This window comes from Plantactinospora sp. CNZ321 (assembly GCF_004217235.1).
On sequence record NZ_SHKQ01000001.1, the window covers coordinates 2,708,671 to 2,731,008 of the forward strand.

A 22,338-nucleotide genomic window follows, 5' to 3' on the forward strand; every position below is an offset into this window, starting at 1 on the left:
GGAGCTACGAGCGCTCCACGAGTAGCTACTAGTAGTCGTCCTTGCACGCGTGACCAGGGTTGTTGCCGATCGGAACGAACGCCATGGCGTCGAACGCGACCGCGTCGAAGCCGTTGACGATCTCAGTGCCGACGTTGTTGATCTGCACCTGTGCACCACGGCCCAGCTCGTAATTGCCCAGGTAGACCCACTTGTCCTCACCGAGGTTGGCCGGATTGGGATTGGGAACCCCCCCAAGCGCCCAGCCGGCCTCCTCGGCGAGGTTGATCGTGCACGTCGCCTGGGAGAGGACCGCCCCCCTGGTTATCAGGTACTCGGCGCCGTCGTAGTCGGCGCCGTGGCTGGGCACGTGCGCGAGGATGTCGTACCGGTGCCGCTCACCCGGGGCCAGGTCGAGATTCGGAGTCCACGACCCGACGATCCGACGCTTCGGGTTGCTCTGGTTCACGTACGTGTACCAGATGTGCCCCTTGTAACCGGCGCCGATCTGGTGCAGGTCGATATCGGCGAATGGCGCCGTGGGGCCACCGGCCGGTGAACCGCGTCGGATCGTGAACTTGCCGTCGGAGGGGCCCACGTCGCTACAGCCGAGGTTGTACTGCCGGGTGTCGTTCAGCGAGTAGACGACCGACACCCGCTTGTTCGGATTGCGGTTCCCGCCGTTGTTGCCGGTGAAGGTCTCGCAGTTGCGCTCGTAGATGCGCTTGACCCCGGGCTCCGCCGTACCGGAACCGTAGCTCAGCTTTTCCCTGGCGCACTCCTCCATCAGGCAGTTGCCCGAGTTCGCCACCCCGTGCCACCAGCACAGCTCCGAATCGGCTGGGCAGCCGTTGTTCGCCTCCGAACAGTTGTTCACCTCCGAACAGAACTCGTACCGGTCCGGAATCGACAGCACCTGCTCCAGCCCGTGCGGCCCGGTACGCGGCGAGTTCGCGCTGTACTCCGGCTCCGCATATGCATGGGACATCACCGGGAAGCCCTTGAGCTGAGGTGACTCCGCCCAGCCCATGATCCGTTCCGGGTACGCCCAGTCGTTGGGGTGCTCCGCGTCGGCCATCGTCACCCGCAGGAATGGTGACCGGTTGGCGATGTACCGTGGGTTGGCCGGGTTGTTGAACCAGCCGACGCCCCAGCGCCCCTTCTGGAGTTCGCTGTTGCGGTTCGCCCACGGATAGTAGCCGCTGTTGTAGGCCCAGGCCGCGAGGAACCAGTTCTCCACCCAGGTGGGGTCGTTGTTGTTCATGAAACTCTGGTGTTCCGGACGCTCGAGGGCCATCTGGTTCCACTTGTCGATCAGGATGTTCAGGCCAGCGGCGATATTGGCCGCGTAGTCCACCGCGATCGCCCGACGCTGCGTGTCGGTGTAGACCCCGCTGTCCACCTGCATACCGGTGGTCACCTGGCCGATGCCGTACCCGCAGTCGGCCTCGCTGTAATCGATGACGTCGAGGTTGTCCTGGTTCCCGTAGTAGCTGGCGATCAGCGGGTTGCCGGTGTCACCGGGCACGACGTGCCACGACGCCTGGGACAGGTTGGTCTCCTGGGCCAGGATGGCGAGCATGACCTGGGCCGGAACCCGCCCGTTGCCGAGCAGGTGCTCGCGCTCGAACAGCCCCTGCGGCTGGTAGGACGGCAGGCCGGCCTTCAGGTAGTTCGCCGGGCGGGTGACGTTGAGCCGGCCGTGCACCGCCTGGTTGACGGCCCATTCCACCATGTCCGGGCTGGGCTGCAGAGGCTGAACTCTGGGATCGTTGCGTGGCACGGCGCAGGTAGGAGTCTCGACATCGGAGGTGCTCACCCCGAGCGTTTCGGCCCGCGCGGTCGTGCCCGAACTCAACTCGACGTCGAGCTTGGGCGCGATGGTCGTGTCGAGCGTACGGGTGGCCCGTGTACCGGTGGCCGTCGCCCGGACGGCGATGCGCACGTCGCCCGCGTCGGCCGGGTTCGCCGCTTGTAGCGGCTGGCCGACCGACCGCATGCTCTGCTGGGTGACGACCTCCTCAGCGACGAGATGTCCCGCCTCGGACACCGCCCGCACCTGGCGGTCGGCAGGCACGACACCGAGTTCCGGCACGGTGCCGCGCATCTGCGCCTGCCCGACCAGCACGTTGCGGCCACCTCGCTGACCGAAGAGCTGGAGCTTGTCCCAAGGGCCGATCGCGACGGTGGTCAGATTGCCGTCGTGGAACCGCTGGGCGAGCGCCTGCTCACCGTGCACTGTGACCATGTCGATCCCACTGCCCGCGGTGGCCTGGAGACCGAAGGGCTGTCCCGTCGGTCTGGCCAGCCGGGTCGTCTGACCGCGATCGTCTACTCGGACCAGGTGACCACCGAGGATGCCGTAGTCGCCGTCTGGGGCGGGGGCGGGCGTGGTGAGTTGCCCCTTGACCTGGCGGGTTGCGGTCACCCTGCCCGCGGCGGCGTCGACGGTCAGCAGTTCGGTCGACTGGGCGAAGTCGTCGCCGAGAGACCGGGTGAGCAGGGCCCGGTCGCCGGGACCACAGGCAGGGTTGAAGTAGGCGAGTTCGACGCCGGTCGCCACATGGCTCGCCTTGCCGGTGGCGATCTCCACCACGGCAGCCAAGGCCCCGGCGCGAGAGAGCGCCGGTACGTTGGCGGCCTTCTTCGGCGCGAAGACGGCGACCGCGTAGCGCCCGGAGCCGGTGACGCAGACGGCGCCGGTCCACGGCCCGACCAGGATCGAGCTCGATGTCAGGGTGGCGAGGGTGGACCAGCCGAAGGCATCGGACTCCCGGGCCACGTAGAGGTGGTAGCCATCGGTGTCACCGGCGCCGGTGACCAGGACGTCAGTGGACTTCCGCCAGGCCTTGCCCAGCGCCCGCTCCGGCGCGGTGAAGCCGGCCTGCGCACCCGGCTGAGTCGGGTTCGTGGCGGCCGGCTCCGCAGCGGCCGGCGGCACCGAGATATGTGCCGTGACAGCCGACAGGACGGCCACGACCGCGATCCGGCGCCGCCAACTTTTCTTCAGTGAACGCACGATTCCCCCGTAGTCTCACGTCGCGATCTCATCGGCCATGGCAGAGGTTGGGTCAGCGCCATGCGGTGCAGGCGTTGTAGCCCTGGGAAGGGAGGTCCATGTCAGGATCAGTGCCTTTGTGGGTGCCGCAGAACTTGACCGACTGCTGCCAATCGACCATCGGTGTGGTCCAGTTTCCGGGCTGTGACAGCTGGTTGCTGGCGGCCAGATGGTTGACGCCGCCGTACTCCGGCTGTGTCCAGAGCTGACCCCAGACCACCGAGGTCACCTCGGGGGCGTTGAAGTCCCCCCACATCGCCCGGCAGGTCGGGCTGTACCACAGGTCGCCGGACGTCTGCCTCGACACCTCATCGTCGGCGAGTGTGAAGCCCACGATGGCGTAGGCCCCGGTCGTGCAGCCCTCCGCGGCCGCCATCTTGCCGTTGCAGCCCGCACCGGTGCAGGCTGCGGCGGCAGGCGTAGCCGGAACCAGGATCGACAGTCCGACGAGGACTGATGTGATGGACAGGGACAGGGATGTGCGGAATGCCATCACGTTTCCCCCGCGTGAATGCGCCTATAGGACATCGATACTCTTGCAGGCTTCGATTCATAGCGCAATGTTGACCGCCTGGTGACCCAGTGCTAGTTTCGGCCCTGCTGCCGGGCCTCGCCGCAGGGCCACGCGGTCATGGCTTGTGACGACGGGGGATATGTATGACTGGTCAGATCGAGCCCGAAGTGGACGCACGGCCACGGCGATCATGGGGGGGCGGCGGACCGTTGCTCGTCGTGTTGCTCGTGCTGGCCGCCGCGCTCGCCCTCGGCAGCGCCTGGTGGTTCGGTGCCCCGGGGAAGGATCCGGTCGCGGAGGGGCCGGAGCAGATTCCCGCGACCGGGCCGAGCGCATCGACTGTGGAAAGTCCGAGCGCGCCCGAGGGGTCTCGGTCCGCCGCGCCCCGGTCCAGCCCGTCGCTGCCGCCCATCTCCGGGACCAAGGTCGACGCCGTCGCCGCAGGCTGGGCGAAGTGGTGGCACACGCCACCGAAGGCTGTCGCCAGGGGGTACGACACCACGACCGTGCTGCCGGGGACCAATTACAACATCCGGTTCGGGGTCATCAAGAGCACGGCCCGTGGCGGTACCGAGGTGGCCACCGTGTTCTGCATCACCACCGGGCAGCGCATCACCGTCGACCAGCGACTCATCCGGGCGGTGCTGGACTCCTGCCTCGCGCCCGCGCTGCGCGGTGAGGAGAAGGCGATGCTGTCCACCTGGCTCACCGCGCAGGACTACTCTCGCGACGTCTACGCGAATCGGGAACTTCCCCGGTTCAACGCCGAGGTGGTGTCCGCCGGGACCGCCTTCCAGGTACGCCTCTACTCCAGGGGCCGGTCATCGGGCCCGGGTGCCACCTCGACCACGGGTGCACAGCCGGCGGGGTAGTCTCCCGGTCGCGGTCGCGTTAATGCGTCGGTGACCCGCCGCACCCCATGTCCGACCACCCGCGACCGGGTGCGGGGGTCGCGATCCGGGCGGTGCGGGACAGGGCGACCGGGTGAGTTCCGGCACGACCGGGCTGCCGATGCTGGGGCCGCACCGGCCGGATGCGACGATCGGGGGCATGACGGAGCTGGTCGGACTCGCCGAGGTCACCGCCGCCCGCAAACTGCTCGCCGGGGTCACCCGGGTCACCCCGCTGGAGCCGTCCCGACCGCTTTCCGAAGCACTGGGCGGACCGGTCTGGCTCAAGGGCGAGCACGTGCAGCGGGCCGGGTCGTACAAGGTCCGGGGCGCGTACGTGCGGATCGCCCGGCTCTCGGCGGCGGAGCGCGACCGGGGGGTGGTGGCGGCCAGCGCCGGCAACCACGCCCAGGGGGTGGCGCTCGCCGCCGGGCTGCTCGGCGCCGCCGCGACGGTCTTCATGCCGGTGGGCGCGCCGCTGCCGAAGGTGGCGGCCACCAAGAGGTACGGCGCCCGGGTGGAGTTCGTCGGGAACACCGTCGACGAGTCACTCGTCGCGGCGCAGGACTTCGCGAACCGCACCGGAGCGATCTTCATCCACCCGTTCGACCACCGGGACGTGATCGCCGGGCAGGGCACGGTGGCGCTGGAGATCCTGGAGCAGTGCCCGGAGGTGCGGACCCTCGTCGCCGGGGTCGGCGGCGGGGGACTGGTCTCCGGGATCGCGGTGGCGGCCAAGGCGCTCCGTCCGGATATCCGGGTGATCGGGGTGCAGGCCGCCGGTGCCGCCGCCTTCCCCGCCTCGCTGAAGGCCGGCGAGCCGGTACGCCTGCCCGCCTTCGCCACCATCGCCGACGGCATCGCGGTGGGCCGGCCCGGTGAGGTCACCTTCGCCCACGTCAGCAAGCTGGTGGACGAAATCGTGACGGTCTCGGACGAGGACATCTCCCGGGCCCTGCTGATGCTGCTGGAGCGGGGCAAGCAGGTGGTGGAGCCGGCCGGGGCGGCCGGGGTGGCGGCGCTGATGTCCGGTGCGATCGCCGCCGTGGAGCCGCCGGTGGTGGCGGTGCTCTCCGGCGGCAACATCGACCCGCTGCTGATGCTGCGGGTGATCGAGCACGGGCTCGCCTCGGCGGGTCGGTTCCTGCGGATCACCGTGCGCTGCGCGGACCGGCCCGGCCAACTGGCCTCGCTGCTGGGCCTGATCGCCGAGCACCGGGGCAACGTGGTCGACGTGGTGCACCAGCGGCAGAACCCGCACCTGCGGCTCGGCGAGGTCGAGGTGGCGCTCTCGGTGGAGACCCGGGGCGCCGAGCATTCCGACCGGCTGATCAGCGCGCTGCGCGGCTGCGGTTACCAGGTCGACGTCGCCCAGCCGGGCTGAGCCGGCTGGGTCGGACGTCGATTTGCCGGTCGCTCCCTCCGAGGGGTGGCCGGTCGCTCCCACCGGCGGTTGGCCGGTCGCTCCGCCGGTCAGCCGCCGTACGCCTCGAACCGGACCACGGTCACCTTGATCTCCGCGCCGCTGGGCGCCGTGTAGGTGACGGTCTGGCCGGGCCGGGCGCCGAGGATGGACTGGCCGAGCGCCGACTCCGGGCTGTACACGGTCAGGTCGGTGGTCGCGGCGATCTCCCGGGAACCGAGCAGGAAGGTCTCGGTGTCGTCGGCGTCGTCGTCGAAGTGGATCGTGACGACGCAGCCCGGTGCCACCACGTCCGTGGCCGGCGCCTCGCCCACCTGGGCGGTACGGAGCAGTTCCTGCAGTTGTCGGATCCGGGCCTCCTGCTTGCCCTGTTCCTCTCGGGCGGCGTGATAACCGCCGTTCTCCCTGAGGTCACCCTCTTCACGCCGGGCGTTGATCTCCGCGGCGATCGCCGGACGGCCGGCGATCAGCTCGTTGAGCTCCGCCTGCAGCCGGTCATAGGCCTCCTGCGACAGCCACGCGGCTGCCTCGCGGTCGGTCTTGGACACAGACGATCTCCTCGGGTAGTCGTGGACAGGGACGAATTACCAAGTTACCAGTGCGCTATGCACCGGACGCCAGGTCATTTGTCGGCGTACCTGCTGGCCGGATGCTCAGTGAACCTTTTCAACCTGAACCGCGCGGCGCTCATGCACCGCGTCCGACCTTGCAGTCCGGCGGACCGCAAGGGGAGGTTGGAAAAGGTTCAGGCGGCCGGGCGGCAGCGGAGTACCTCGCCGAGGATCGGCCGGGCCGTGGTGGCCAGTCGGTGCCGAATGGTCAGGTGCCGCTGCCCGGGCTCGGCGGTCACCCGTACCTCCTCGCGGGCGACCTCGGCACCGTCCCTGGAGCGGGCCCGGAGCACGCAGGTCGCCGAGCCGCCCTCCGGCACGGTAACCCGGAACTCGAGCATCAGTTGACTGTCGGTGATCTCGGTGTAGGTGATCACCTGGGCGTCGTAGTTCGGGTCCCCGTACTGCCGGTAGAGGCGGTAGGAGACCGCGCCCAGCACCGCCAGCAGGACGACCGCCAGCAGCGCCGAGACCCAGGGCCGGCGGCGCCGGAGCGCGCGGCGGCGGCCGTACCGGCCGGGTGGGAACACCGGGGCGTTCGGTACGGGTGTGGCGGGCGTCTCGGGCACCGGCGGGCATCTCCTGGCACGGTTGTCGGGGGCATCGGCAAGAATGGGTAGGCCCATCCTCTCAGTCGACGACCGGGCCGGGTCTGGCAGGTCGTCCACGACCCACCGGATCCAGCGGTTCTCGGATCCAGCGGTTCTCGGATCCGGCGGTCCTCGGATCGCGGCGGCGGCGGAGGGGTGGGCGCTTGGAGGGGGAAACGGGGGGCCGAGCCCGGCCCGGGCATCACGAGGGAGCACCTGAGTTGGCAGAACAGCTACGTCTGATGGCCGTGCACGCCCATCCCGACGACGAGTCGAGCAAGGGCGCGGCGACCATGGCGAAATACGTCGCCGAAGGCGTGCAGGTCCTTGTCGTCACCTGCACGGGCGGCGAGCGGGGCAGTGTGCTCAACCCGAAGCTGGACCGGCCGGACGTCTGGGCCAACATCGCCGAGATCCGCCGGGCCGAGATGGACGCGGCCCGGGCGATCCTCGGCGTCGAGCAGGCGTGGCTCGGCTTCGTCGACTCGGGGCTGCCGGAGGGCGATCCACTGCCTCCGCTGCCCGAGGGCTGCTTCGCGCTCCAGGACGTCGAGGTCGCGGCGGCGCCGCTGGTGAAGCTGATGCGCGAGTTCCGCCCGCACGTCGTCACCACCTACGACGAGGAGGGCGGCTACCCGCACCCCGACCACATCATGTGCCACCGGGTCAGCGTGGCGGCGTTCGACGCGGCCGGCGACCCGGAGCGCTTTCCAGAGCTGGGCGAGCCGTGGCAGCCGCTGAAGCTCTACTACGACATCGGTTTCTCGAAGGCCAAGATCATGGCGCTGCACGAGGCGATGCTCGCCCACGGCGCGGAGTCGCCGTACGCGCAGTGGTTGGAGCGCTGGGAGGACCGGCCGGACAAGGGCCCGAGGATCACCACCCGGGTCGAGTGCGCCGACTACTTCCCGGTCCGCGACGACGCGCTGCGCGCCCACGCCACCCAGGTCGACCCGGACGGCTTCTGGTTCCATGTGCCGATGGAGCTGCAGCAGCAGGCCTGGCCGACGGAGGACTTCGAGCTGGTCCGCTCGGTGGTCGACAGCCCGCTGCCGGAGTCGGATCTCTTCGCCGGGGTACGGGAGACCGCGCAGGTCCGGTGAGTCGGGTAGGCGTACCGTTAGGGGGTAGGCCGCCACATCGGAGGATTTCCAGTCATGCTTACCGCTGCGCAGGTGCTCGCGGAGAACAACTTCGGTGACACCCGGACCGGCGGCCTGGCCGGACCGATGGGTCTTTTCCTGATCACCGTGCTCGCCATTGCCACGGTCCTGCTCATCCGCAACATGAACGCCCGGTTGCGCCGGCTGCCCGACCGCTTTCCTCAGCAACGAGACGACGAGCCGCCGGCCGCCGAGTCATCGGCGGTCGAGTCGTCGGCGGACGAGCCGGGCGCCGCGAGCACGTCCGCCGACGCCTCGGCGGCCGAGGAATCTGGTGGAAGCGCTCCCAAAGCCCCCCAGCAGGACCGGAACAGTCAGTCCGCGCCATGATTCACGCTAATCCGGCCAGGCGCCCCCTGTTGCGCTCAATCGGATTGGCTTAGCCTTCCGCCGGGGGACCAAAAGTCCCCGCACCGTGCGCGGGAGGGGGCGCCGATGAGAACCAGACCCGACGCCCAGCGCCGGTTGTGGCACGGCCACGTCGCCAGGCGGTCGCCGACGAACGGCGGCGATCCGTGACCTCCGGCCGTCGGTCCGGGCGCATCCTCGCTCTGGTCGGCATCGCGTCGGCACCCCGTCGACTGCGGGTGCTCACCTTCATCGCCCTGCCCGTTGCGATGATCATCGCCGCGGCAGGTCTGCTCATCCCCACCGACCTGTCCACCGACGACCCGCTGCCGGCGCTGGCCCGGTTCGGCATCGCCACCGGTGTGATGGCGCTCGCGCAGCTCTTCAGGCTGCGGCTCCGGGTCGGGTCGGGTCGGGTCAGCGTCACCTGGGGCGAGGCGTCGTTCATCATAGGGCTCTCCCTGGTGCCGCCCGGCTGGCTGCCGGCCGCCGCCCTGCTCGGTGCGGTGCTGGGTTGGACGCTGCTGGCGATCTTCGTGGACCGGCGCTCCGCGCTGGACGTCGTACGCACCGCCGCCGCACTGGGCCTCTCCGTCGCGTGGGCCGTCACGGTCACGCTGGCCGTCGCCGGAGCCCTCGGCACGCCGGTGCCGGGCGTGCTGGGGACGATCCTCGTCACCGACCTGGCGCCGCCGCTGATCGCCGCCCTCGCCGTCGGCGCGCTCGCCTATCTGCTGGCCGCCGCCGGCCTGGTCGGGCTCACCCTGTCGCTGCGGCACGGCGAACGGCTCTGGCCGGCGCTGCTCCGCGCCCTCCAGGGCAAGCTGCTGATGTTCGTCGGCAACGTCTTCGTCGGGCTGGCCGTGGTGGCGGTGGTCGGGTACGACCCGCGCTGGCTGCTCTTCCTGCCGCCGGTGCTCTGGCTGCTCCAGCAGACGTACAGTCAGCGGCTCCGGGCCGACGACGAACGCCGCGCCTGGCGGGCCCTTGCCGAGGCCACCGGCGCGCTCAACCAGCTCGACGAGCACGGTGTCGCGACGGCCGGGGTGGCCGGTCCGCTGGCCCTGTTCGGTGCCGAGTGGGTCGAGGTGGACGTGCGGCGCGGCGACGGCCGCTGGCGGCGTTACCGCGGCGAGCCGGGCCGGCCGGTGTGGCACCGCGACCTGACCGCGGCCGAGCGGGCCCATCCCGGCGAACCGGGCGGGCCGTCGGGGCCGCCCAACGACGCGAAAGGCCGGTTGCCGCTGGCCAGCCGGTTTGGCCTGGACCTGGTGGCCAGCCAGGTCGGCGGCGACCTGTCGGCCGGCAGGGCCGCCGGTCGGGCCGGCACCGGGCAGGGCCCGCCGGTCACCGGGCGGACCGAGCAGGAACTGGTCCGACCGCTGGTGGTCGGCGCCTGCCCGGTCGGTGAGCTGCGGGTCCGGTTGCCCCGCTCCGCCCCGCCCGGCCAGCGGGAGCAGGACGCACTGTCGGCCTTCGGCGACGCGCTGGCGGCGGCGCTGCACGACGCGGCGACGCACCGCCAGCTGCGGTTGGTGACCGCCCAGTCGTCGTACGAGGCGGTGCACGACGCGCTGACCAACCTGATCAACCGGGCGGCGCTGCTCAGCAAGGGCGACGTCGCCCTGCACCAGCTCGCCCACGACCATCCGGTGGCCCTGCTGCTGCTGGACATCAACCACTTCAAAGAGGTCAACGACACGCTCGGGCACGCGGCCGGCGACGAGCTGCTCCAGGTGACGGCGGACCGGCTGGACGCGCTGGTCCGCCCCGGTGAGCTGCTCGGCCGGCTCGGCGGGGACGAGTTCGCGCTGCTGATCCCGTCCCCGGCGGTACTGGCCGAGCCGGCCACCGACCGGTCGCCGATGCCGAACGTGCTGCGCCGGGCCCGCGAGATCGTCGAACTGCTCGCCAACCCGATCGAGGTTGCCGGGGTACGGATGTCGGTCGAGGTCTCCGTCGGGGTGGTGGTGGCCGGCGCGGGTACGGCCGACATGACCGAGCTGCTGCGTCGGGCCGACATCGCGATGTACCAGGCGAAGCAGGGCGGCGGCAGCGTCGCGTCGTACGACAGCGGCCGGGACGCGGCCAGCACCGACAAGCTCGCCCTGCTGGCCGAGCTGCGGGAGGCGCTGGACGTCGACGACCAGCTCGAACTCGCACTCCAGCCGGCGGTCGACCTCTGCACCGGACGGCCGACCGGGGTGGAGGCGCTGATCCGGTGGCGGCACCCGAGGCGGGGCCGGCTCACCCCGGCGGACTTCGTCCGGACCATCGAGGGCAGCGAACTGCTCGGCGCGTTCACCCGATATGTCGTGGACAAGGCGCTCAGCGTCGCCGCGGACTGGGCCCGGCACGGTCTCGACGTACCGATCTCGATCAACCTGTCGGCGCGCAGCCTGCTCGACCCGCGGCTGCCGGCCGAGGTGGCCGAGTCGCTGCGCCGGCACCAGGTGCCGGCACGCCGGCTCGTGTTGGAGATCACCGAGACGGTGGTGATGAGCGAGCTGGAGGTCATCGACGAGGTGCTCTCCGCGCTGCGCGCGATGGGCGTGCAGTTGGCCGTCGACGACTTCGGCACCGGGTTCTCCTCGCTGACCTTCCTGACCCGGATCTCGGTGGACGAACTCAAGGTCGACCGGTCGTTCGTGATGAAGATGGCGGAGTCGCCGGAGGCGGCGGCGATCGTCCGGACCACCGTGGACCTCGGCCGCGAGTTGGGGCTGCGGGTGGTGGCCGAGGGGGTGGAGACCGCCGACCAGCGGGCCGCCCTCGCCGAGCTGGGCTGTACGGCCGCCCAGGGCTACCACTTCTTCCGGCCGATGCCGTCGGACAAGATCGTCGCGGTACTGCGGTCGCTGCTCGACTCCGCACAGGCGCGAATCCTGCCGCTGCGCGCCGACGGCGCCTCCTAGCCGGGCCACGGCGGTCGACGGCGGCGTCCGGCGTCCAACAGCGGACCGCAGCCGTCGATGGGGACTCCGGAGGAGCTTGCCGGCCTGTGCCGGACGCCGAGCGCCGTGCAGGCGCAGCGGATATGGTCGTCGGGTGAATCGACTGGCCGGCGCGACCAGCCCCTACCTACTCCAGCACAAGGACAACCCGGTCGACTGGTGGCCGTGGACCGCCGAGGCGTTCGCCGAGGCGCGCCGCCGGGACGTACCGGTGCTGATCTCGGTCGGCTACGCGGCCTGCCACTGGTGCCACGTGATGGCGCACGAGTCGTTCGAGGACGAGACCGTCGGCAAGCTGGTGAACGACAACTTCGTCGCGATCAAGGTGGACCGGGAGGAGCGCCCGGACGTCGACGCGGTCTACATGACCGCCACCCAGGCGATGACCGGGCAGGGCGGCTGGCCGATGACCGTCTTCGCCACCCCGGACGGCACCCCCTTCTTCTGCGGTACGTACTACCCGAAGGCCAACTTCGTCCGGCTGCTCCAGTCGGTGACACAGGCCTGGACCGACCAGCGCGAGGCGGTGCTCGGCCAGGGCGCGGCCGTGGTCGAGGCGCTGGCCGGCGCCCAGGCCGTCGGCGGGCCGCGCGCCCCGCTCACCGCCGAGACGCTGGACGCCGCCGCCGAGCAGCTCGCCCGGGAGTACGACGAGACCAACGGCGGCTTCGGCGGCGCGCCCAAGTTCCCGCCGCAGATGAACCTGCTCTTCCTGCTCCGCCACCACCAGCGCACCGGCGCGACCCGCGATCTGGAGATCGTCCGGCACACCTGCGAGGCGATGGCCCGGGGTGGCATCTACGACCAGCTCGCCGGCGGCTTCGCCCGGTATTCGGTGGACGGGCACTGGACGGTGCCGCACTTCGAGAAGATGCTCTACGACAACGCGCTGCTGCTGCGGGTCTACACCCAGCTCTGGCGGCTGACCGGGGACCCGCTCGCCGGCCGGATCGCCACCGAGACGGTCGCCTTCCTGCTCGACGACCTGAACACCCCGGCCGGCGGGCTGGCCTCGGCGCTGGACGCCGACACCGAGGGCGTGGAGGGTGCCACCTACGCCTGGACCCCTGCGCAGCTCGTCGAGGCGCTCGGCGACGAGGACGGCCGGTGGGCCGCCGACATCTTCGCGGTCACCGAGGCCGGCTCGTTCGAGCACGGCACCTCGGTGCTCCGGCTGGCCCGGGACATCGACGACGCCGAGCCGAAGATCCAGGAACACTGGCAGCGGGTCCGGACCGCCCTCCGGGAGGTACGCGACCGCCGGCCCCAGCCGGCCCGGGACGACAAGGTCGTGGCGGCCTGGAACGGGCTCGCCGTCACCGCCCTGGTCGAGTACGCCACCCTCACCGCCGACCCGGTCGCCGGGGCGGCGGCGGTGCGGATCGCCGAGGTGCTGGCGGAGCGGCACATCGTCGACGGGCGGCTGCGCCGGGTCTCCCGGGACGGTCGGGTCGGCGAGCCGGCCGGGGTGCTGGAGGACTACGGCTGCGTCGCCGAGGCGTTCTGCGCGGTGCACCAGTTCACCGGGGAGGGACGCTGGCTGGAGCTGGCCGGGCTGCTGCTGGACGTCGCGCTGCAGCGGTTCGGCACCGGGCAGGGCGGCTTCTACGACACCGCCGACGACGCCGAGCAGCTGGTCAGCCGGCCGGCCGACCCGACCGACAACGCCACCCCGTCCGGACTGTCGGCGGTGGCGGCGGCGCTGGTGGCGTACTCGGCGCTGGGCGGGCAGGTGCGCTACCGGGAGGCGGCGGTGGCCGCGCTGGAGACCGTCGCGCCGATCGTCGGCCGGCACGCCCGGTTCACCGGGTACGCGGCCACGGTCGGCGAGGCGCTGCTCTCCGGCCCGTACGAGATCGCGGTGGTCACCGCCGAGCCGGCCGGCGACCCGCTGCTGGCGCTGGCGCACCGGCACGCCCCGCCCGGCGCGGTGGTGGTGGCCGGCGAGCCGGACCGTCCCGGCGTACCGCTGCTGGCCGACCGACCCATGATCGACGGCGTTCCGACCGCCTACGTCTGCCGGGGCTTCGTCTGCGACCGCCCGGTCACCACCGGGGACGCCCTGCTGGCGCAGCTCGGCGTCAGCGGCGGTTAGGCTTGCGCCCGCTATGGATTCCCGCACGGGTCTGCCCGTTGTCGGCATGGTGGGCGGCGGCCAACTGGCCCGGATGACCCACCAGGCCGCGATCGCCCTCGGCCAGTCGCTGCGCGTGCTGGCGCACACTCCCGAGGACGGAGCCGCGCTGGTCGCCGCCGACGTCCGGTACGGCCAGCACACCGACCTCGCCGCGCTGCGCGACTTCGCCGACGGCTGTGACGTGGTCACCTTCGACCACGAGCACGTGCCGACCGGGCACGTCCGGGCGCTCGCCGAGGCCGGGGTGGCCGTCTACCCGCCCGCCGACGCGCTGCTGCACGCCCAGGACAAGCGGGTCATGCGAGAGCGGCTGACCGAGCTGGACGCCCCGGTGCCGCGCTGGCGGCCGGTCACCGAGCCGGGCGACCTGGTCGACTTCGGCGCCGAGCTGGGCTGGCCGGTGATCCTCAAGGCGTCCCGGGGCGGATACGACGGTCGGGGCGTCTGGGTCGTCGCCGACCCGACCGAGGCCGCCGAGCTGGTCGGCACGCTGCGGGCCGCCGGCACCGAGCTGATCGCCGAGGAGCGGGTCGCGCTGCGCCGGGAGCTGGCGGTGCAGGTCGCCCGCTCGCCGTTCGGCCAGGTGGCGGCGTACCCGGTGGTGGAGACCGTGCAGCGGGACGGCATCTGTGTGCAGGTGCTGGCGCCGGCGCCCCGGTTGCCGGAGGAGGTGGCGCTGCGGGCCCAGCAGCTCGCGATCGACCTGGCCACCGCGCTCGGCGTGGTCGGCCTGCTCGCGGTCGAGCTGTTCGAGGTGACCGGCCCGGACGGCGAGCCGGCGCTGGTCGTCAACGAGTTGGCGATGCGGCCGCACAACTCCGGACACTGGACGATCGAGGGTTCCCGGACCTCCCAGTTCGAGCAGCACCTTCGGGCGGTGCTCGACTACCCGATGGGGGACACCGCGCTGACCGCTCCGGTGGTGGTGATGGCGAACGTGCTCGGCGGCCCGGACGGCGGCATCTCGATTGACGAGCGGCTGCACCACCTCTTCGCCGAGGATCCGGGCGCCAAGGTGCACCTCTACGGCAAACAGGTCCGGCCCGGCCGCAAGATCGGGCACGTCACGGTGCTCGGTGACGATCTTGAGAAGGTACGCGCCCGGGCCGTCCGGGCCGCCTGGTGGCTACGGGAGGGGCACGAGTGAGCGAGCGGGGCGCCGACGGCGGCGTGACCGGGTCGGCGCCGCCGGTCGGTTTGATCATGGGCAGCGACTCGGACTGGCCGGTGATGGGTGCGGCGGCCGAGGCGCTGGCCGAGTTCGGTGTCGGTTACGAGGTCGGGGTCGTGTCGGCGCACCGCACCCCGGTCAAAATGATCGAGTACGCCCAGGCCGCCGCCGGCCGGGGCATCCGGGTCATCATCGCGGGTGCGGGCGGGGCCGCCGCGCTGCCCGGCATGGTGGCCTCGGCCACCCCGCTGCCGGTGGTCGGGGTGCCGGTGCCGCTCAAGCACCTCGACGGGCTGGACTCGCTGCTCTCCATCGTCCAGATGCCGGCCGGTGTTCCGGTGGCGACGGTGTCGATCGGCAACGGCCGCAACGCCGGCCTGCTGGCCGTACGCATCCTGGCCGCCTCGGACGGGGCACTCCGGGACCGGATGCTGGCGTACCAGGCCGAACTGGCGGCGCTGGTCGCCCAGAAGGAAGCCACGCTGCGGGCCAGCCTCGGCGCATAGCCGACGGGGGTCGCACCCCGCGCACGGGTGGTCAGCGCATGCCGCGGACCGCTCGGAGGCGCTCCTGGGTGCGGCGCCGGTTCTCGTTGTTGGCCCCGAACGCCAGCAGCAACAGACCGACCGGGATCAGCACCAACCACGGTCCGAAGTCGAACAGGGCGCGCAGCGCGGCCAGCGCGGTGACCACCGCCCCGATGATCACCGGAGCCTGCTGCCGCCGGTTGGATCCCCAGATCAGCGTCGCCACCCCGCCGAGCAGCAGCAACACCTGCCGGAGAGCGCTGTCGTTGTCGAACAGCACGATCACCAGGGTCGGCAGGAACGCCGCGACCAGCGCCGGCCCGTACGCGAGCCAGCTGCTCAGGTCGGCGCGGTGCCGCAGCTCCAGCAGGCCGACCAGGAGGGCCAGGGCGGCGAACGGCAGGGTGTACGCCTCCGGCAGCGCGACGTCGGCGAGCGCCATCAGCAGCCACCAGGCGACGATCTCGCAGCCGACGGCCGACCAGAAGAGCACGCGCCGCTCGACGGTACGGCGGTACGGCCGAACGGCGGCCATCCCGAGTACGGCGCCCCAGGCGGCGAGCAGCGCGGCGATGTGCCGGGGCGAGTCGTAGGCGAGCGCGGCGGCGATGAGCGCGGCGGCGTACCCGGCCCACTCCACAGTGGTCGCCTCGCGTATCGCCTCCGGGCGGCGCAGCCGGGGTAGCATCGCCGCGACCAGCAGCAGCACCGCACCCACCGCGAGTACCCCGAAGGCGGACCAGGCCGGATCGAGCCCGAGCACCAGGCCCGCGGTGAAGACGAAGGTCTGGGCCATCACCGAGGCGAAGAGCCAGCCGAGGATGCGGGCGTTCTGGGTCCGGCCGCCCAGCGCGGCCACGGCACCGACGCCCACCGCCGCGCTCAGGGTGAACAGGGTCAGGTTCCGGGTGGCGAGCGCGCCGGCCAGTCCGGCCCCACCGGCGGCGAGTCCGATGCCGAAGACCAGGATCCGGGTCAGCCGCAGCGAGCGGGCGACCTCGGCGTCCGGCGGGGGCGGGGTCAGGGCCAGGCCGAGCATCGCGAGGGTGAAGACCGCGAGCGCGGCCAGCGTGCCGTTCGGCCAGGCCAGGCCGAGCGAGATCGGGGTGATCAGCAGAGTGATCGCGGCACCGGGCAGCACCACCGGCACCGCCCGGGCCGGCCGGCCGCCGCTGAACCCGGTGGCGGCCAGCCCGGCGGCGATGGTCAGCAGCAGGGCCGCCAGCACGTTGCCGGGGTCCACGGCATCGGGCTGCGGATCGGTGAGCCCGACCGGCGGACCGTTCCAGATCCGGCCGAGCGTCTGGTACGGCTCGACCAGCGCCACCACCAGGGCGGGAGCCAGCGCCGCCACGGCCAGCGCGGTCGGCAGTGCGGCCGCGATCATCGCCCCGACCGCGGGACTGACCGACCAGCGACCGCCCCGGGGCGGCTCGGGCAGCCGGCGGAGCGCGCCACCGAGCATCACCGACCAGCGCCGGATCGGTTCCCGGAGCGGAGTCGGGGCCGGGGTGACCGCCCGGATCAGCTCGGCGAGCACCCCGAGGAGGACGGCCGCGGCGGCGTAGACGCCCCAGGGCAGGTTGGTGAGCAGCGCCGCCACCGAGGTCGCTGTCGCCCCGCCGACGATGCCCATCGTGGCGTACGGCAGGTACTGCGGTACCTGCCGGCGGATCACTCCGACCACCGCGACCCCGAGGCTCGCCCCGGCGAGGGTGGCCAGCACCACCACCTCGGCGGGTGAGCGCAGCGCGGCGGCGAGCGAGGCGAGTGCGCCGCTGAGCGCGAACAGCGCCCCACCGGTGGCGAGCCCGCCGATCTGGGCCGTCTGCGGCGGCATCGACCAGGACTCGGCCTCCTCCGCCGGTCCGGAGAGGGTCCCGACGACCCGGGCGAGGGTGGCGACGACCGCGCCGATCAGCGCGACGATGCCGAGCGCGGCCGCAGTGGTCCACGGTCTGACCAGGCTCGCCCCGACCGCGTGCAGGGTGACCGCCCCGGCGACGGTGGCCCGGGACAGCCCGGCCCGGGGATCGGCGGCGACGACGGAACTCACCCCGTAGACGGTGGCGACGGCCCCGCCGACCACGATCGGGGACCACCAGGGCAGCCCGAACGCCGCCGGGATGCCGATGGTGGCGAGTCCGACGCAGGCCGCGGCGACGTCGTACGCCCAGGGCCGGGGCAGGGCGATCGCGGCGGCACCGGCCAGCAGGAGCAGCGCGACCGGGGCCTGAGCGCCGGTGCCGGTCTCGCTGACGTGCCACTGCGCGAGGTCGGCGGCCCAGAGCCGGCCGGGGGTGGACAGCACCTGGAGGCCGCCGCTCAGCGCACTCCAGCCGGCGAGCAGCGCGACCAGGCCACCGGTCAGCGCGATCCCGAGGATCGGCCCGCGCCGCCACTCGACCGGCATCGCCCGGATCCCGGCGGCCACCACCAGGATGAGGAAGGCGGCGGCGGCGAGTTCGGCGCCGTCGGTGAGGATGCCGGCGATCCGGGCGAGGGTGCCCACCAGGGCCGCGGTGACCGCCGCGGCGGCGATGTCCGAGCCGTCCAGCAGTCGGTCGGCCCGCCGGCCCGAGTCGATCGAGGGGGCCAGCACCAGCAGGATCGCGCTGACCAGCAGCAGCCCGCCGACCAGGGCGTCCGGCAGGGTGGCGCCGGGGGCGCCGAAGGCCGCCGCGGTGACCGCCAGCGCCCCGAGACCGGTGCCGACGGCCAGTGGCACGCTGATCTGCCGCTGAGCCACCTGGGTGACCGCCGCGTAGCAGAGCACCGCGCAGACGGCCAGGAAGCTGGCGGCCAGCACCGGTTGGCTGGCCTCCCGTACCGACAGGACGGTCGGGGTGGGGTCGACGGGTACCGCCGAGGCGACGAAGGCCGCCACCGCACCGGGGAACGCGAATGCCGCCCCGCCGGCCGCCCAGTCGCCGAGCAGGCCGGACCACCGGCCCAGCGGTGCCGTACGGGCGAGCGGGGCGAGTGCGACCAGCGCCCCGCCGACGGCGAGCGCGAAGAGGACGGCGGCGGTCAGTCCGGGCCGGACCACCGAGGCGGCCGCCCCGGCGAGGCCGACCACGGCGGCGGCGACGGCGTGGGTCAGCGCCGCCCGTCGGGTTTCGGCGGTCAGCCCGACCAGTCCGATGCCGATGGCGACCAGCACCGGCGGCCACGGGGCGGCGACCCAGCCGAACCCGAGCGAGGCGGGCGTGGCGAGTGCGGTCAACGCCGCGCCGACCACGGCGAACTCGCGGCGTACCTCGGGCGGCGAGGAGAGCACGGCGGCGATGGTGAGCAGCAGCGCGGTGACGGCGAGCTGCCAGGAGGTGTCGCCGACCTCGGCGGCGAGCTTTCCGGGGTATCCGGCGAGGTCGGCCTCCCAGACCGGCAGGGCGGCCCGGATCGGGGCGAGGGCGGCCCGCAGAGCGCCGCCGGCCACCACGATGCCGATGACGATCAGGGCGGCGGCGGAGGCCAGCTGCGGCCCGCGCCGGGCCGCCTCGGGGACCGCGCGTACGCCGAGTCCGGTCAGCGCGATCACGGCGGCGATCACCACCAGTGCCCGCCCCGGCAGGGCCACCGCGGCGACCCGGCCGGCGGCACCGATCACGGCCAGGGTGAGGATCCCGGCGGCGATATCCGGCAGGGGCGGCCGGCGCAGCGTCAGCGCGCCGACCATGCCGACCCCGGCGGCGAGCAGCAGCGCCAGGCCGGCCCGGGCGGCGGCCGGTACGGTGTCGGCGTTCACCAGCGCGAGGACCGCGCAGACCACGGCGACGGCGAAGGCCAGGCCGTGCAGTGTCCAGACCAGTTCCCGCACCCACGGGGTGTGGACCGCCGACGCCCGTACGCCCGGGGTGCGGACCCGCTTCGCCGACCCGCCCAGGGCCGGATCGGCCTGGACGACCGCGTCCGCCTCCTCGGGGAAGGTCTCCGGCCGCTCCGGGCCGGTCCCGTCGGAAGGGTCCCGGCCGGGATCTGTCGGGTCGCCGCCCACCCGGTCCGGCCGGCCGGCGGGGCGGCCCCTCGGTGCGGCGGGCGGGGCGTCCACCGGCAGCTCGGGCCCGAACCGGAACCGGGCCGGCCAGCCGGTCAGCCGCCCGTCGTCGCCGAAGAGCCGGCCGAGATAGAGGTTCCCGATCGCCACCGCCGCCAGCACCACGGCCCAGCCCGCCGGCCCGGTGACCCAGGCGTACGCGAGCAGCGGCAGGATCGGCTGCACGGCGAGTACGGCGGCGTAGCGGGGGGCGTTCAGGCCGGTCGCCACGGTGTAGCCGGCCGCGACGGCGGCGGTGACCAGGAAGGTCAGCCCGGCGAAGAGGGATCCGGGCAGGCCGCTGTCGCCGAACCGGTCGACGGTCCAGAGCGAGTACCCGGTCAGCGGCACCAGCAGCAGTCCGACCGCCGCGATGGTCTCGGCGGTGGCGCTGAGCCCGCGCCGGGCCACCTGGGGCGGTGCGGCCAGCATCAGCGCGGTGGCCAGCACCAGGATCGCCACCCGGCTGAAGTCGTCCATCGAGCTGAGCGCGACCGCGGCGAAGACCACCGCCGCGATGCCGAGCAGCAGGGCGCCGAGTCCGAGCAGGATGTTCTGCACCTCCCGGCTGGAGGCCTCGGGTCGGGCCTTCCCGCCGTCGTCCCAGGTCGGCCCCGCGTCGGGCGGTGGGGGCGGCGGCGGTGGAGGCGGTGCCATCCGGTCGGTGCCGCCGCCCTTCGGCTGCCGGGGTACCCGGGGTGGTGGTCCGCCCGGGGAGGTGCCGGGCGCGGCGGTCGGTGGGCGCCGGTCGGCCTTGCGCCGGAGCACCCGGCGCGGCTTGGTGTTCTGCTTGCGACGCTGGTCCGCCGCGTGCGACAGGATGTCCCGCTGGAAGAGCGCCGCCTGCATCTGCGAGGCGATCGTCTTCTGCTCCTTGGCTATCGCCGCCTCGCGGATCTTCATCTCGGCGATCGAGCGCTCGATCCGGGCCAGGTCGTCGGCCCACCGGAGCTGTTCGGTCCCGCAGTGCGGGCAGTGCGGCGCCGGCTCGATCTCCCGGCCGCACGAGGAGCACTGGTACGTCGTACTCACGGCACCCCCTCCAGCCGGCGCGCGGGCCGCGTCACGGGCTTCCACCGAAGCATGCCTGCGCGGGGCTTTCGTTGAACAGCCCCCGATCGCGTGCGAGACCCGGCTGAGGAGATCCTAAAAGGCCGGCCGCGGACCTCGGTGGGTCCACGGCCGGCAAGTCGGCGTCGAATTCACGATTGTCGCCGTCCGGTCGGTGCGCTATCGACGGTGCGGCGGTGGTGTGGAGGCGCTACGGCCGGCCCATGCCCCGGTACTCCCAGCCGGCCTGGGTCCAGAGTCCGGAGTCGAGGCAGTTGCGACCGTCCACGACCCGCCGTCCGCCGGCGAGTTCGCCGAGCGCCACCGGGTCGGCGTTGCGGAAGTCGGCCCACTCGGTGAGTACGCAGACCAGGTCGGCCCCGCGCACGGCGTCGTTCATGCTGGCCTCGTAGGTCAGGTCGGGCCGCTCCCGGCGGGCGTTCTCCATCCCCTCCGGGTCGTAGACGTGCACGTCGGCGCCGGCCTTGTGCAGTGCGGCGGCGACGGCGAGCGACGGGGCGTCCCGGACGTCGTCGGAGTTCGGTTTGAAGGTGGCGCCGAGCACCGCGATCCGGGTGCCGGAGAGGTCGGGCCCGGCCGGACCGTACCGGCGGTCGAGCAGCTCGGCGGCGAGCTGGATCACCCGGCTGCGGCGGCGCAGGTTGATCAGGTCGACCTCGTGCAGGAAGCGCAGCGCCTCGCCGGCACCCAGCTCCTGGGCCCGGGCCTGGAACGCCCGGATGTCCTTGGGCAGGCAGCCGCCGCCGAAGCCGACACCGGCCTGGAGGAACCGGTTGCCGATCCGGGGGTCGTAGCCGATCGCCCGGGCGAGCTGGGTGACGTCGCCGCCGGCCACCTCGCAGACCTCGGCCATCGCGTTGATGAAGGAGATCTTGGTGGCCAGGAAGGCGTTCGCGGCGACCTTGACCAGTTCGGCGGTGGCGAAGTCGGTCACCACCAGCGGAACCTCCCGGTCCTCGGTGGCGGCCAGGTCGAAGACGCCCTTGTGCGCGGAGTAGAGCATGCCGTTGGCCCACTCGCTCTTGACGCCGACCACGATCCGGTTGGGCCGGAGCACGTCCTCGACGGCGAAGCCCTCCTGGAGGAACTCGGGGCTCCAGGCGACCTCGACCCCGAGGTCGGCCTCGGCGTGCTTGCCGACGAGCTGCTCGATCCACTCGGCGGTGCCGACCGGGACGGTGGACTTGCCGACGATCAGGGCCTTGCGGGTCAGATGCTGGGAGAGCCCGGTGACGGCGGCCTCGACGTACGACAGGTCGGCGCCCATGCCGTCGGCCCGCTGCGGGGTGCCGACGCAGATGAAGTGCACGTCGCCGAAGGCGGCGGTCTCGGCGATGTCGGTCGAGAACCGGAGCCGGCCGGCGGCCAGGTTGCGCTTGAGCAGCTCGTCCAGGCCGGGCTCGTGGAACGGCACCTCGCCGCCGGCCAGCTTGGCGATCTTCTCGGCGTCGACGTCGAAGCCGATCACCTCGTAGCCGAGTTCGGCGAAACAGATGGCGTACGTCGCGCCCAGATAGCCGGTGCCGAGGAAGGTCAGACGCGGACGGGCGGCGCCGGACGGCGGGGTCACCGCCGGAATCGCCGGCATGGGCTGGGTGCTCGGGTACGGGATCGTCACGCCTGTGTTCTCCGCTCGCAGTGGCGGCGCTTCATTGCGTCGCGGTGGGAGGTCGGCGCCGGAGGAGAGCGCCGATGTCGGACATTGTGGGTCTTGTTCACCTGGTGTCGAGGATGCGTGGTCGGCGAGTCGCCGTCGCGCCGGGACGACAAGCGCTGAGCCTACGCGGATTGCCCATCCCGGTGCACCTTCGGTCGGTATCTTCACAGCCTGCCTGCCGGTCCGGTGCACCGCCGCCCGGGTGCCCA

Annotated in this window: 14 protein-coding genes; 8 read left to right on the top strand and 6 right to left on the bottom strand. The window is 72.6% G+C overall.

Annotated elements, in window-relative coordinates; genetic code table 11:
- Nucleotides 1–28 precede the first annotated feature (28 nt).
- On the bottom strand, nt 29–2,998 hold the full coding sequence (locus EV371_RS12135) for a hypothetical protein (RefSeq protein ID WP_486484580.1): 2,970 nt from the start codon (nt 2,996–2,998) through the stop codon (nt 29–31).
- A gap of 52 nt (nt 2,999–3,050) precedes the next feature.
- Complete coding sequence (locus EV371_RS12140; RefSeq protein WP_130462133.1) at nt 3,051–3,533, bottom strand: hypothetical protein; 483 nt, start codon at nt 3,531–3,533, stop codon at nt 3,051–3,053.
- Between the two features lie 236 nt (nt 3,534–3,769).
- On the opposite strand from EV371_RS12140, the gene EV371_RS12145 reads away from it, so the two are divergent.
- Together EV371_RS12145 and ilvA are read left to right on the top strand one after the other, a co-directional pair.
- On the top strand, nt 3,770–4,423 hold the full coding sequence (locus EV371_RS12145; protein ID WP_130462134.1) for a hypothetical protein: 654 nt from the start codon (nt 3,770–3,772) through the stop codon (nt 4,421–4,423).
- A gap of 178 nt (nt 4,424–4,601) precedes the next feature.
- Complete coding sequence (gene ilvA, locus EV371_RS12150; RefSeq protein WP_130465848.1) at nt 4,602–5,825, top strand: threonine ammonia-lyase; 1,224 nt, start codon at nt 4,602–4,604, stop codon at nt 5,823–5,825.
- A gap of 89 nt (nt 5,826–5,914) precedes the next feature.
- Here ilvA and greA read toward each other — a convergent pair whose 3' ends face one another.
- Together greA and EV371_RS12160 are read right to left on the bottom strand one after the other, a co-directional pair.
- Nucleotides 5,915–6,412 carry a transcription elongation factor GreA gene (greA, locus tag EV371_RS12155; RefSeq protein ID WP_130462135.1) on the bottom strand — a complete coding sequence of 166 codons (498 nt, stop codon included), beginning with the start codon at nt 6,410–6,412 and terminating at the stop codon, nt 5,915–5,917.
- A 197-nt stretch (nt 6,413–6,609) separates the two neighbouring features.
- Nucleotides 6,610–7,044, bottom strand: a complete 435-nt coding sequence (locus EV371_RS12160) for a DUF4307 domain-containing protein (RefSeq protein ID WP_349338068.1) — start codon at nt 7,042–7,044, stop codon at nt 6,610–6,612.
- Nucleotides 7,045–7,286: 242 nt separating this feature from the next.
- On the opposite strand from EV371_RS12160, the gene mca reads away from it, so the two are divergent.
- The 6 genes from mca to purE all read left to right on the top strand — a co-directional run bounded on the left by mca (nt 7,287) and on the right by purE (nt 15,344).
- On the top strand, nt 7,287–8,168 hold the full coding sequence (gene mca, locus EV371_RS12165) for a mycothiol conjugate amidase Mca (RefSeq protein ID WP_130462137.1): 882 nt from the start codon (nt 7,287–7,289) through the stop codon (nt 8,166–8,168).
- A gap of 54 nt (nt 8,169–8,222) precedes the next feature.
- Nucleotides 8,223–8,558 (top strand): hypothetical protein, encoded by a 336-nt coding sequence (locus tag EV371_RS12170; RefSeq protein WP_130462138.1) that lies wholly within the window; start codon nt 8,223–8,225, stop codon nt 8,556–8,558.
- Nucleotides 8,559–8,743: 185 nt separating this feature from the next.
- Nucleotides 8,744–11,491 carry an EAL domain-containing protein gene (locus EV371_RS34260; protein WP_486484581.1) on the top strand — a complete coding sequence of 916 codons (2,748 nt, stop codon included), beginning with the start codon at nt 8,744–8,746 and terminating at the stop codon, nt 11,489–11,491.
- A gap of 133 nt (nt 11,492–11,624) precedes the next feature.
- The gene (locus tag EV371_RS12180) at nt 11,625–13,625 is read left to right on the top strand and encodes a DUF255 domain-containing protein (protein ID WP_130462139.1); all 2,001 of its coding nucleotides are present in this window, start codon (nt 11,625–11,627) and stop codon (nt 13,623–13,625) included.
- Between the two features lie 13 nt (nt 13,626–13,638).
- Nucleotides 13,639–14,814, top strand: a complete 1,176-nt coding sequence (locus EV371_RS12185; RefSeq protein WP_130462140.1) for a 5-(carboxyamino)imidazole ribonucleotide synthase — start codon at nt 13,639–13,641, stop codon at nt 14,812–14,814.
- Between the two features lie 56 nt (nt 14,815–14,870).
- Complete coding sequence (gene purE / locus EV371_RS12190; protein WP_130465849.1) at nt 14,871–15,344, top strand: 5-(carboxyamino)imidazole ribonucleotide mutase; 474 nt, start codon at nt 14,871–14,873, stop codon at nt 15,342–15,344.
- Between the two features lie 31 nt (nt 15,345–15,375).
- Here the strand turns inward: purE and EV371_RS12195 are convergent, their stop codons facing one another.
- Both EV371_RS12195 and EV371_RS12200 read right to left on the bottom strand, forming a co-directional pair.
- Nucleotides 15,376–20,433: an FmdB family zinc ribbon protein gene (locus EV371_RS12195; protein ID WP_130462141.1), complete on the bottom strand. Its 5,058-nt coding sequence runs from the start codon at nt 20,431–20,433 to the stop codon at nt 15,376–15,378.
- A 229-nt stretch (nt 20,434–20,662) separates the two neighbouring features.
- Nucleotides 20,663–22,090, bottom strand: coding sequence for a nucleotide sugar dehydrogenase (locus tag EV371_RS12200; protein ID WP_130462142.1), 1,428 nt, complete (start codon nt 22,088–22,090; stop codon nt 20,663–20,665).
- Nucleotides 22,091–22,338 lie beyond the last annotated feature (248 nt).